At 63.1% G+C, this 12,436-nt stretch carries 9 protein-coding genes; 7 read left to right on the top strand and 2 right to left on the bottom strand.

The window, feature by feature from the left end:
- Window positions 1-31 precede the first annotated feature (31 nt).
- Both V9L13_RS20615 and V9L13_RS20610 read left to right on the top strand, forming a co-directional pair.
- Window positions 32-1,225 (top strand): DUF3142 domain-containing protein, encoded by a 1,194-nt coding sequence (locus V9L13_RS20615; protein ID WP_338800397.1) that lies wholly within the window; start codon window positions 32-34, stop codon window positions 1,223-1,225.
- Complete coding sequence (locus V9L13_RS20610) at window positions 1,212-3,353, top strand: hypothetical protein (protein WP_338800396.1); 2,142 nt, start codon at window positions 1,212-1,214, stop codon at window positions 3,351-3,353. Before V9L13_RS20615 ends, V9L13_RS20610 begins: the two co-directional genes overlap by 14 nt.
- Here the strand turns inward: V9L13_RS20610 and V9L13_RS20605 are convergent.
- Window positions 3,350-3,979, bottom strand: a complete 630-nt coding sequence (locus V9L13_RS20605) for a LysE family translocator (protein WP_103484018.1) — start codon at window positions 3,977-3,979, stop codon at window positions 3,350-3,352. The two genes, V9L13_RS20610 and V9L13_RS20605, sit on opposite strands and share 4 nt — an antisense overlap.
- 144 nt (window positions 3,980-4,123) lie before the next feature.
- Between V9L13_RS20605 and V9L13_RS20600 the strand changes: the two genes are divergently transcribed.
- On the top strand, window positions 4,124-4,597 hold the full coding sequence (locus V9L13_RS20600; protein ID WP_103522514.1) for an Lrp/AsnC family transcriptional regulator: 474 nt from the start codon (window positions 4,124-4,126) through the stop codon (window positions 4,595-4,597).
- Window positions 4,598-4,708: 111 nt separating this feature from the next.
- On the opposite strand, the gene lpdA is transcribed toward V9L13_RS20600, so the two are convergent.
- On the bottom strand, window positions 4,709-6,109 hold the full coding sequence (gene lpdA, locus V9L13_RS20595; protein WP_338800395.1) for a dihydrolipoyl dehydrogenase: 1,401 nt from the start codon (window positions 6,107-6,109) through the stop codon (window positions 4,709-4,711).
- A 210-nt stretch (window positions 6,110-6,319) separates the two neighbouring features.
- Between lpdA and V9L13_RS20590 the strand changes: the two genes are divergently transcribed.
- From V9L13_RS20590 to V9L13_RS20575, 4 genes are read left to right on the top strand one after another with little or no spacing between them, the layout of a single operon-like run.
- Complete coding sequence (locus V9L13_RS20590) at window positions 6,320-8,281, top strand: protease modulator HflK (RefSeq protein ID WP_338802888.1); 1,962 nt, start codon at window positions 6,320-6,322, stop codon at window positions 8,279-8,281.
- A complete protein-coding gene (locus V9L13_RS20585; RefSeq protein WP_338800394.1) occupies window positions 8,278-9,321 on the top strand; it encodes a protease modulator HflC in 1,044 nt (347 codons plus the stop codon). Before V9L13_RS20590 ends, V9L13_RS20585 begins: the two co-directional genes overlap by 4 nt.
- Entirely contained in the window at window positions 9,318-10,379 is a 1,062-nt protein-coding gene (locus V9L13_RS20580; protein WP_338800393.1) for a protease modulator HflK, read from the top strand. The genes V9L13_RS20585 and V9L13_RS20580 overlap by 4 nt, the downstream gene beginning before the upstream one ends.
- Window positions 10,376-12,283 carry a heavy metal translocating P-type ATPase gene (locus tag V9L13_RS20575; protein WP_338800392.1) on the top strand — a complete coding sequence of 636 codons (1,908 nt, stop codon included), beginning with the start codon at window positions 10,376-10,378 and terminating at the stop codon, window positions 12,281-12,283. The genes V9L13_RS20580 and V9L13_RS20575 overlap by 4 nt, the downstream gene beginning before the upstream one ends.
- Window positions 12,284-12,436: the final 153 nt, after the last annotated feature.

Below are 12,436 nucleotides of genomic sequence, written 5' to 3'. Positions count from 1 at the left end.
TGCAGCCTGATGTCTCAGGGATCTGCAAGGTATGCGCGTTATCGTCGGCTTGTCGGCCATGCTGGCTGTGTTGTTGCTCTGCGCCTGTGAACGACAGGATGCAGCGCCGCTCGATCAGCAGCTCTACGTCTGGCAGCGGCATTGGACGCCGGCTCATGAGCTTGCACTGAAAGACAGTCGCGGCGACTTTTCGACGCTGCGGGTGCTGGCGTTGCAGGCCTTTCCGAATGCCGGATGGAGCCGCGCGCGCATCGATCCGGCGTTGCTCAAACAGGATGCTCGGCCGTTGATTGCGGTGATCCGTCTTGACGGCCAGCTCAAGGCGCTCGACGAGCAACAAGTCACGGCACAGATCCTCCAGGTGCTGGCAGACTGGCAAGGGCAGGGGCTGATCCTGAGCGGCATCGAGATCGATCACGACGCCGGGAATGCGCGTCTGCCGGCCTATACCGAATTCCTTCTCCATCTGCGCGGCGCATTGCCGGCCAGCCTGCCGCTGAGCATCACTGCGTTGCCGGCCTGGCTCGACAGTCCGCAACTGCCGGCGCTGCTGGCAAGTGTCGACAGCAGTGTGCTGCAGGTGCATGCGGTCAGCGATCCGCGTCGCGGTCTGTTCGACCCCGAGCAGGCGCGGCGCTGGGCCGAGGCTTGGGGGCGGGTAACCGACAAACCGTTTTATCTGGCACTGCCGGCCTACGGTGTGGCGCTGTTGCCGGATGCTGACGGCGCCCCGGTGGTGGAAAGTGAAGTGCCACTTGAGCGCGGCGGACAACGGCGCGAATTGCTCGCCGATCCGCAGCAATTGAGCCGACTGGCCAAGGAGTTGCGGGAGGATCGCCCGGCGCATCTGGCCGGTCTGATCTGGTTTCGCCTGCCGCTGGTCAACGATCGTCGCGCCTGGAGCCTGAGCACGCTGCGTGCCGTCGCCCGTGGCGAAGCATTGAGCAGTCAACTGAGCCTGACGCTCAGCGAGAGTAATGGCCTCTATGACATCGCCCTCAACAACCGCGGTAACCTCGACAACGCCTGGCCCGCACGCATCACCGTGAAGGCGCGCGATTGCGAAGGCGCCGACGCGCTCGCCGGTTATGCGTTGCAACAAGGCCCGGATCTGCTTACCTTCACCCGCCAGCGCGACGGTCGTCTGCCGGCGGGCGGGCAACGCGCCATTGGTTGGGCGCGCTGTGCATTTATTGATCAAGGAGGTTCGCATGTTGACCCGTAACTGGCCCCGCCATCTGCTCTGTCTGAGCCTCAGCCTGCCGCTGGGTTCGGCGCTGGCCTGCGGCCCGGACTTCCCGATGCGCCTGCTCGACAATCGCGGGCAGACCCTGGCCGAGCTGCCGGAGGGCAACTTCAACTTTGAGCTCAGCCGCCTGGGCAAAGCCATTCCCGGGCTGAAGAACGTCACCGCGGCGACCTACAACCCCAACGATTTTTACGCTGAACCGACCGAGCCTGCCAATCAGCGTGACAAGGCCGAGCAGGCCGGTCTCACAGCCGAAGAGCAAGCGCTGGTCAAACAGCTACGCAGCCTGACGGATGCGCATCAGGTCGATGTGCAGGGCGCCAGCCTGCCGGCGGAGATTCGCCTGTACCTGGCTGGTGCCGTGGCGTTCGGCGCGGGCGACTATCAACTGGCGGTCGAGTATTTCCGCCAGTTGCTGGCGTTGCCGGCCGAGCAACGACCGTTGCGCAGCACTTGGGCGGCTTACTCGCTGGGCCGTGCGTGGGTGGCCAGAAGTACCGAGGCCAACAACGCCATCGATGCACTGGAGCAGGCACGAGATGCCTTCCGCCAGGCTCGTCAGTTGAGCATCGACGGTTTCAGTGACCCGTTGGAACTGGGCGTCGCCAGCCTCGGCGAAGAGGCGCGGGTACTGCGCACTTCGGGCGATTGGGCCGGCGCCATCGAATTGTACGAAGCGCAGAACCTGCACGGTTCGGCGGTGGGCAATACCTCGCTCAAGCTGCTGATGAATGATCTGGCGCAGTTGCCCGAGGAGCAACTGGTGAAGTTGCTCGAACACCCTTCGGTGCAACAACTGGTCACCGCCTCGTTGATCAGTCGTCAGGGCTGGTCATTCGGCGATGAGCCGCCAAACCAGAAGAAACTGGTCAAGCTCCTGCAGAACAGCACCCGCGGCAGCTTCGACAACGCCGACCGGCTGGCGGCGGTTAATTATCAACAGGGCGATTACACCAACGCCAAGGCCTTTCTCGAACACGCCGGTGACGGCGGCCTTGCGTGGTGGTTGCGGGCCAAACTGGCGGTGCGTGACGGCGATAAAAATGCCGCGGCTGCCGCCTATTCCAAAGCCGCGCAGGCCTTTCCGCAGGCCGAGGACTGGGGATATCGGCGCACGCAGGACTGGGACTTTGAAACCGTTCAGCCCAAATGCCGGGTCGAAGGCGAGAGCGCGATCCTGGCGCTGCAACGCGGTGAATACCTGCAAGCCTTTGTTCAGTTGTACCGCAGCAACAACATCTATTGGTTCGACGCCGCGACAGTGGCCGAGCGGGTGCTGACGGTCGATGAACTGAAACGCTACGTCGATGACAACGTGCCGGCGCCACCGCCGCTGACCCAGCAGGAGCGCGACAACTATGTGCAGTTGCCGGTTGCCGCCAGCCTGCGCAATCTGCTGGGCCGACGTCTGTTGCGTGAGGGGCGGTATGAAGAAGCGGTCGGCTACTTCGACAATCCCGACCTGCAAAACAAAGCGAAACTCTACGGCCAGCAGCGTCTGAAAGCCGACAGCGCCTGGTGGCCGACCAAACGCGCCAGTGCGTTGTACAACGCTGCCTGGACGGCTCGCGAGTGGGGTATGGATATTCTCGGTTACGAGATGGCACCGGATTACGCCACGTTCGGCGGCAACTACAGCCTGGAAAACGCCGCGCTGAAAGTCGGGCCGCTGGTGTCTGAAGACGAAGTCAAACGTCAGCAAGCCAGCGAAGCCAAGCCGGACGAGCGTTATCACTACCGCTTCGTTGCCACCGCGCTGGCCAGTCGTGCCGCCGACAACCTGCCGCACACCAGTCAGGCGTTTGCTGCCGTGTTGTGCAACGCCGCCGGTTGGAACAGCAGCCTGCAGGAACAGAGCGATCTCTATGAACGCTATGTGAAGGAAGGTGCTTACGTGCCGTGGGCGGTGGATTTCGGTCATCAGTGCCCGTACCCGGACTTTGAAAACGCCGACAAGCGCTACGTCACCCAAGTCACCGATGCCGCGCGTTCGGCACTGCGCCCTTACAAATGGCCGGTGCAGATCGGTGGGGCGGTGCTGGTGGTCGGCGTTGCGTTGTTCCTGATCACTCGTCGGCAACGCCGGGCGGCGCGCAAAGACTAGGCCTGTTGCACGAACGTCAGGCGCAGGGCGAAGCCGATCAACAGGCTGCCGAACAGCCACTGCTGCAAGCGTTGGGCCGAGGGACTGCGTTGCAGCCAGCGGCCCAATGCGGCGCCGATCAGCGCGTAAGTCGAGTCAAACAGCAGCCCGGCAGCCACCAGCAACATGCCGAGGATGGCGAACTGCGTCAGCACCGGGGCACCGTCGGCGACGATAAATTGCGGAAGCAGCACCGAGCAGAACAGCAGCGCCTTGGGGTTGAGCAGATTGGTCAGCAAGCCACGGCGGATCGCTTCACGCCACTGTCCGTGGACGTCGGTCACACCGGCGGCATTCAGGTCCGGCAGCAAAGTGCTGCGCAGGCATTGAATGCCGATCCACAGCAGATAGGCCGCCCCGGCCAGACGTACCACGTCGAACGTCCACGGCGCGGCTTTGAACAGCGCCGCCAGTCCCAACGCCGCCAATGCGACATGACATCCCCGAGCAATCGCCAGGCCCACCGCGGTGGCCAGCGCGGCGCCGCGGCCCTGCCGGGCGCCGGTTTGCAACAGCAAGATCATGTCCGGCCCAGGCAACAGATACACCACCGCCAGCGCCAGAAAAAACATCCACATACCTGCCATGCTGCCGCCCTTTCGTTGTCGATTCGGTCGGCTCAGTCTATGGCCGAAGGGTGGAGCAGGTGCTTGCGTAGTCGGCTTCAAAATGGGTCTGTATTGGCATAACCTGCTTTCTTTTTTCGATCTGACCATCAGGATCTGCCAAACATGAAACTCGACGCCTTCGATCGCAAGATTCTCGCCGCCCTGCAACGGGACGGACGCCTGAGCAACGTCGAACTGGCGGACGAGATCGGCCTGTCGGCGTCACCGTGCCTGCGCCGGGTGCGGATGCTGGAGGAGGCCGGGGTGATTCGCGGCTACCAGGCCAACCTCGATCGCGATGAAGTGGGACTGGGGCTGACGGTATTTGTCGGGGTCAAGGTCGAGCGCCACAACGATGAACAGGCCGAAGCCTTTTATGCGGCGGTGACGGCGTTGCCGGAGGTGATTTCGGCGTTTCTGGTGTCGGGGGAGTCGGATTTTCTGTTGCAGGTGGTGGTGCCGGACTTGCGCGCGTATGACCGGTTTCTCAGCGGCTGCCTGCTGAAGCTGCCGGGGGTGAGTGACATTCGCAGCAACTTTGCGATTCACACGGTGAAGACCCCGGGGGCGTTGCCATTGGGGCATCTGCCGGATTGAAACCGGGTGGCCTTCATCGCGAGCAGGCTCACTCCTGCAATTGATCGCGCTCCTCTGTAGGAGTGAGCCTGCTCGCGAAAGCGGTCGTCCGGTCACCCAAACTTTTGCTGACTACATCTGTGTCGCCATTCCTTCGACGTTCATCGCCGCCTGACGCAGCGCCTCGGAGCGGGTCGGGTGCGGATGGCAGGTCAGCGCGATGTCTTCGGCCGAGGCACTGAATTCCATGGCCACGCAGTACTCACCGATCATTTCGCTGACGCTCGGGCCGACCAGGTGCACGCCGAGGATTTCGTCCGTGCGTTCGTCGGCAAGGACCTTGGCGAAGCCTTCGGTCTCGTGGTTGATCTTCGCCCGGCTGTTGGCGGTGAACGGGAACTTGCCGACCTTATAGGCGCGTCCTTCGGCCTTGAGCTGTTCTTCGGTCTTGCCGACGCTGGCCAGCTCCGGGCGGGTGTAGATGACGTTGGGAATCAGGTCGTAATTGACCTCGCCGGCCTTGCCAACGATTTGTTCCACGCAGGCCATCGCTTCGTCTTCGGCCTTGTGCGCGAGCATCGGGCCGGATGTCACGTCGCCGATCACCCACACGCCGGAGGCTTCGGTGCGGTGCTGGCGGTTGGCGAGCATGCCGCGCTTGTCGGTGCTCAGGCCGACGTTCTCCAGGCCCAGACCTTTGGTGTACGGGCGTCGGCCGATGGCGACCAGCACGTAGTCGGCTTCCAGTAACTCGGCGCTGCCACCCGCTGCAGGTTCGACGCTGAGCTGTACGCCGCTGGCCGAAGTCGTGGCGCTGGTGACCTTCGAACTCAACTTGAAGCTGATGCCTTGCTTGCTCAGCGAGCGCTGCAGGGTTTTGCCGGCCTCGCCATCGACGCCGGGGCAGATGCGGTCGAGGTATTCGACCACGGTCACCTGGGCGCCGAGACGGCGCCAGACCGAGCCCAGCTCCAGGCCGATCACCCCGGCGCCAATCACCACCAGATGCTTGGGTACTTCGCTCAGCGACAGCGCGCCGGTGGAGTCGAGGATGCGCTGATTGTCGATCTCGACGCCGGGCAGGGGCGTGGGTTCGGAGCCGGTGGCGATGATGATGTCCTTGGCGCTCAGCTCGGTCTTGTTGCCTTGATCGTCGCTCACCGTGACTTTGCCCGGGCCATCGATGTGGCCCCAGCCCTTGATCCAGTCGACCTTGTTTTTGCGAAACAGAAACTCGATGCCTTTGGTCAGGCCGCTCACGCTCTCGTCTTTCTGTTTCATCATTTGCGCGAGGTTGAGCGTGGGTTTGACCTCGATCCCGAGGTTGGCGAATTCCGCACCCATGGCCGCGTCGTACAGTTCCGAAGCATGCAGCAAGGCCTTGGATGGCATGCAACCGACGTTCAGGCAGGTGCCGCCGAGGGTGGCGCGGCCTTCCACGCAAGCCGCCTTCAGGCCCAACTGGCCGGCGCGGATCGCCGCGTTATAACCACCCGGGCCGCCGCCCAGAATCACCACGTCATAGTTGCTCATGCTGTTACTCCTGGTTGGGAATGCGGATCGCTAAAAGTAGTAGTCGAATAAAATTACGAGCGTAATATGTGCATTTCCGGACATTTCGGTCAAGGCTTCAGGCAAGCGACAGGTTGGACATCTTTAGATAAGTGCATTTGTGTACGAATATTTCACGCTTTTCGTTATATCGTAACGAATGGGCGAATGAACCAATGGCTTTGGGGTGATATGCAAGTCGATCTGGATGTCGATGGCACGCAAGTGACCGGGTTGCCGCGCTTTCAACAAGCGGCCACGCAGGGGCGGCGATTGCGTCGTCTGGCCATCGGTCTCGGCGCGTTGGCCGGGGCAGGGTGGGTGCTGGCGCTGTTTGTCGAGCTGTTTGCCGCGCAATCGATATGGCCGGCGTTGCTGATGAATCTGGGCGCGGCGTTGCTGGTGCTGGTCGCTGGCCTGCAGTCGGCGTGGTGGGTGACGCAATGGCGTGCGCGGGTCATGCACCCGGTGGCGCAGGAACCGCTGAACGAGGTCGAGCAAACGGCCCCTGATGGCTGGTACGAACGGCTGCTGGAGCGTTTGGGTCAGCGCGGCCTGCACCTGCTCGGTCAGATCGGCGCGGCCGCGTTGTGGCTGGGTGGCTGGTCAGTGCTGATAGTGCTCAGCATCGAACAGGTGTGGAATCTCGCGTTGCCGGCCGCGACCGTCGGTTTATCGGCCACGGTGGGCGCAGCGCTGATGTTGCTGTTGGGTTTCGGCTTGCTGGTGCTGGAGCGGCAACTGGCTCAGGAAAACCCGGCGCAATGGCCGGAAGCCGGAAACCTCGCACAATTGGCGAGGGTGGCGATCATCAGTCTGGTGCTGGGCGCGTTGTGCCTGCTGTTCGCCAGCGATGCTTCGGTGTGGCCCGTGCGCCTTGCGGTATTGATTGGAATCTTGCCGGGACTGGTCGCGATCGAGTTGCTATTGCGCGCAGTCCTGTCGGTGTTCAGCCCCCGTCGCGAGCAGCTCGAACCGACCCTGCTGGCGCGCAGTTTTGTCGCTGACATGCTGCGCTGGCCGCCGCAGCCGCTGCTGGCCTTGCAGCACGAATTGCACAATCGTTTCGGCATCGATCTGCGCCAGATCTGGGCGTTCAGTTACATGCGCCGCGCCTTTCTGCCGGTGCTGGCGCTGGTCGCTGCCGTTGGCTGGATGCTGACCGGGATCCACGAAATACCGCTGCAAGGGCGCGGTATCTACGAGCGCTTCGGCAAACCGGTGCAAGTGTTCGGCCCCGGATTGCATGCTGGGTTGCCGTGGCCGCTGGGCCGTGTATTGAGCGTCGAGAACGGCGTGGTGCACGAATTGGCAACCAGCGTCGGCGATGCGACCGCGCCGACCCAGGCCGAGCCTGCCGAAGGCCCGGCGCCGATGACCGCCAACCGCTTGTGGGATGCCAGCCACGTCAACGACAAATCCCAGGTGATCGCCAGCAGCCGTGGCGATCAGCAGAGCTTTCAGATCGTCAACATGGACGTGCGCTTCGTCTATCGCATCGGCCTGCGGGATCAGGATGCCTTGGCGGCTACCTACAACAATGCCGATGTACCGACGCTGATCCGCAGCACCGCGAGCCGGATTCTGGTTCATGATTTCGCCTCGCGCACCCTCGACGGTTTGCTCGGTGCCGACCGGGTAGGGCTGGGCGAGGAAATCGGCCACGCGGTGCAAAACGATCTGCGGCAACTCAACAGCGGCGTGGAAATTCTCGCCACGGTGGTCGAAGCGATTCATCCGCCCGCCGGTGCTGCCAATGCTTACCACAGCGTGCAAGCGGCGCAGATTGGTGCGCAGGCGTTGATCTCCCGTGAGCGTGGCGCGGCGGCCGAAGCCAGTAATCAGGCGCAATTGCAGGCCAGTCTCGCCCGCGATCAGGCCAGTGCCAGCGCCCGTGAAATCACCGCCACAGCGCAGGCGGCGGATCTGAAGTTCAGCGCTGAACAGAAAGCCTACGCCAGCGCCGGCCAGGCATTCGTGCTGGAACAATATCTGAGTCAGCTCAGCCTCGGCCTGAGCAAGGCCAAACTGCTGGTACTCGACCACCGTTTAGGCGGCAGCAGCAATGCGCCGACCATCGACCTGCGTACGTTCACGCTGCCGGCTGATCCGACGCCCGCGCGCACCCCCGCTCAACCAGGAGTTGCCCCTTGAGCCAGTCGCACACTCACGATTCCCATGACCACAGCGGCCACGATCACGGTCATGCCGGCCACCATCATCCTGGGCATCATCACCATCACCACGGTGCGCCGGAAGAGGCCGGGCCGTTCCCGTGGCGGCGGATGGGCTGGGCGCTGTTGCTGGTGGCGTTTGCCATCGCTGCGGCAAGCCTGGTGCAGGTGCGCTCGGGCGAGGCGACCGTTATCACCCGTTTCGGCAATCCGTCGCGAGTGTTGCTTGATCCCGGTTTGAGCTGGCGCTGGCCCGCACCGTTCGAAGCGGCGATCCCGGTGGACCTGCGCCTGCGTACCACCTCCAGTGGTTTGCAGGATGTCGGCACCCGCGATGGTTTGCGCATCATCATTCAGGCCTACGTGGCGTGGCAGGTGCAGGGCGACCCGGACAATGTGCAGCGTTTCATGCGCGCGGTGCAGAACCAGCCGGACGAAGCGGCACGGCAGATTCGCACCTTTGTCGGCTCGGCGCTGGAGACCACCGCCAGCAGTTTCGACCTGGCGGATCTGGTGAACACCGATGCCAGCAAAGTGCGTATTGCCGATTTCGAAGCGCAACTGCGTCAGCAAATCGACCAACAGTTGCTCGCCACTTACGGTGTGCGCGTGGTGCAGGTGGGCATCGAACGCCTGACCTTGCCTTCGGTAACCCTCACGGCCACGGTTGATCGGATGCGCGCCGAGCGTGAAACAATCGCCACTGAGCGTACCGCCATCGGCAAGCGTGAAGCCGCGCAGATTCGTTCCGCCGCCGAGCGCGATGCGCGAATTGTGCAGGCCGATGCCACGGTGAACGCGGCAGAAATCGAAGCGCAATCCCGGGTCGAAGCCGCGCAAATCTATGGCCGTGCCTACGCTGGCTCGCCGCAGCTGTACAACCTGCTGCGCTCGCTCGATACGTTGGGCACCATCGTGACGCCGGATACCAAGCTGATCCTGCGCACCGATGCCGCGCCATTCCGTGTGCTGGTGGACGGTCCGCCGAATGTTGAAAACAAATCCGGATCGCAGCCATGAGTGATGAAGTTCCACGTGGAACACATTCGCTGAGCAGTCCGTGGATTCAGGCCGGACGCCTGGCGTTTTTCGCCTTGTACGCAGTGACCGTATTGGCCGCGTTGGCGTGGGCGTTTTCCAATGTGCGGCAGATTGATCCGCAGAATCGCGCGGTGGTTCTGCACTTTGGCGCACTGCAGCGCATCCAGAATGCCGGCCTGTTGTTGGCCTGGCCGCAGCCGTTCGAGCAAGTGGTTTTGCTGCCAGCGGCGGATCGGGTGATTGAGCGCCGAGTGGAGAATCTGCTGCGCAGCAGTGAGGCGATCAAGGCTGATCGTGTTGCGACTTTCGCCACACCCTTGAGTGATGCGCTGGCCGGCTCCGGCTATTTGCTGACCGGCGACGCCGGCGTGGTGCAACTGGATGTGCGGGTGTTTTACAAAGTCACCGATCCCTATGACTTCGTCCTGCAGGGTGATCATGTGCTGCCGGCACTGGATCGGCTGGTCACCCGCAGCGCTGTGGCCCTGACCGCCGCACGGGATCTGGATACGATTCTGGTCGCTCGACCGGAGTTGATCGGTGCCGACAATCAAGCCGCTGAACGCCGCGAACGCTTGCGCGGTGATCTGGTGCAAGGCATCAACAAGCGTCTGGCTGAATTGAAGGCGAGCGGGCAGGGCATCGGCATCGAAGTGGCGCGGGTCGACGTTCAGTCGAGTCTGCCGGATCCGGCGGTCAGTGCCTTTAATGCGGTGTTGACCGCCAGTCAGCAGGCCGACAAAGCCGTCGCCAATGCACGCACCGAGGCGGAAAAACTCACCCAAACCGCCAACGAAAAAGCCGACCGTACCCTGCAAGTGGCCCATGCGCAGGCCGGGGAGCGGCTGGCAAAAGCCTCTGCCGACACCGCCACGGTGATGAGCCTGGCCAAGGCGCAACAACAGGGCACCGACCCGCAGATGCTGCTGCGGCTATACCGCGAACGAATGCCGAAAATTCTTGGTCAGGCCGGTTCGGTGACCACGGTCGATCCGAAAGACGATTCCCGCCTGATCATTCAGGGAGCCAGTAAATGACCGCGACCACTGCCGCACCGAGCCTGTTGTCCTCGGCCGAACAGCGCCGCGCTGCACGGCAATTGACCCTGGCGATGCTCGCCCTTGGCTTGCTCGGCCTCGGTCTGATCTGGCGTTGGCTGGTGCCGGAGCAAACCGGTGTCAGTCAGTTGCTGCTGGGTTTCGCCTCCTTATTAGTGGCGGTGCCGGTGATGCGCTCGGCGTGGTACAGCCTGCGTTATCCAAGCCTGCACGGCATCACCGATCAACTGATTGCCCTGGCGATGCTCGGTGCCTGGGCGACCGGCGATCTGCTGACCGCCGCGTTGCTGCCAATCATCATGATCTTCGGCCACGTGCTGGAGGAGCGCAGCGTGATCGGCTCGCAGGAAGCGATTCACGCTCTCGGCCAATTGACCCGCAGCCACGCGCGCAAGATTCAGGCGGACGGCTCGATCATCGAAGTCGATAACGGCACGCTCAAACCCGGCGACACGGTCGAGGTGCGTGCAGGAGATCGGGTGCCGGCGGATGGCCGAGTGCTGTTCGGTCAGGCCAGCCTCGATACGGCATCGATCACCGGCGAGTCGGTGCCGGTGGAAGCGGCGGTGGGCATGACGGTGTTCGGCGGGGCGATCAACCTCGACGGCTTGCTGCGCATTGAGGTGACCCGTACCGGCGATCAATCGACGCTGGGCAAAGTCATCGCGCTGATGCAGAACGCCGAACGCTCGAAGCCACCGATCACCCGCCTGCTTGAACGTTATGCCGGCAGCTACATGGTGCTGGTGTTGCTGTTGGCGGCGGTGACCTGGTTTGTCACTAATGACGCGCAAGCGATGCTCGCGGTGCTGGTGGCGGCCTGTCCCTGTGCCTTGGTGCTGTCGGCACCGGCCACGGCGATTGCCGGAGTGGCGGTGGCGGCGCGCCACGGCATTCTGATCCGCAGTTCGGCGTTTCTCGAAGAACTGGCGGACCTCACCTCGTTGGTGGTCGACAAGACCGGCACCCTGACTTACGGCACCTTGCGTCTGCAATCGATCAACAGCCCGCGTCTGCAACAGTCCGCGGTCATGGCGTTGGCGGCCAGTCTTGGCGCGGCCAGCAGTCACCCGGTCAGCCGGGCACTGGCGGGGCTGGTCAGTCAGGAGCAGAGCCTGCCGCTGACGGACATTCACGAGCGTCAGGGCCTCGGGGTCGTGGCCATGACCGCGCAAGGCGAGGCGGCGCTGGGGCGTCCCGAACTGTTCGCGCAACTGGGCATCGTCACGACGACCGTTCCCGAGCACGATGGGCCGATCGCCGGGTTGGCGCTGAATGGCGAGTTTGTTGCCTGGTTGTTGTTGGCCGATAGCGTCAAACCGGAAGCGCGCTTTGCCCTCAATGAATTGCGTGAACTGGGTCTGGGTCGCCAGTTGCTGCTGACCGGCGATCGCCAGAGTGTCGCCCAGACACTGGCCCGCGAAGTCGGCCTGCATGAGGTGGAAGCCCAGGCGCTGCCCGAGGACAAACTCAACCGCGTGCTCAAGGAAATCGACAACGGTTTCCGGCCGATGGTGGTGGGTGACGGCATCAATGATTCGCTGGCGCTCAAGGCCGGTGTGGTCGGTGTAGCGATGGGCGCCGGCGGTGCCGACATCGCGTTGGCCTCGGCGGATATCGTATTGATCGGCAGCGACCTGCGCCGCCTCGGCACCTGTGTGCGGCTCAGTCGTCAGTGCCGGCGGACCTTGCAGGTCAATGTGATCATCGGTCTGGGCTGGACCCTGGCGATCGTGGTGTTCGCGGCATTCGGCTGGCTCGGCGCGGCGGGGGCAATGATTGCCGCGCTATTGCACAACCTCAGTACGCTGCTGGTGTTGGGCAATGCCGGGCGTCTGCTGCGGTTTCAGGAGCCATTGCTCAAGCTCAAGGATGATCACTGAAGCGAAGTTCATCGAACTGTGCGCCGAATAGACAGTCATCTATGGAAGAGGGCGCACACTTCTTTGCCGTTACCTGGGCTGAAACGTGGGTGCATGGCGGCATGTTGGAGCGTCTGGGACGATAGTGTCGGCTAATTAAATCGATAGCCTGCT

Source organism: Pseudomonas sp. RSB 5.4, assembly GCF_037126175.1.
Taxonomy (GTDB): Bacteria; Pseudomonadota; Gammaproteobacteria; order Pseudomonadales; family Pseudomonadaceae; genus Aquipseudomonas; species Aquipseudomonas fluorescens_H.
Note: the sequence above shows the minus strand (reverse complement) of the source record. Positions and strands in the feature narration are given on the sequence as shown.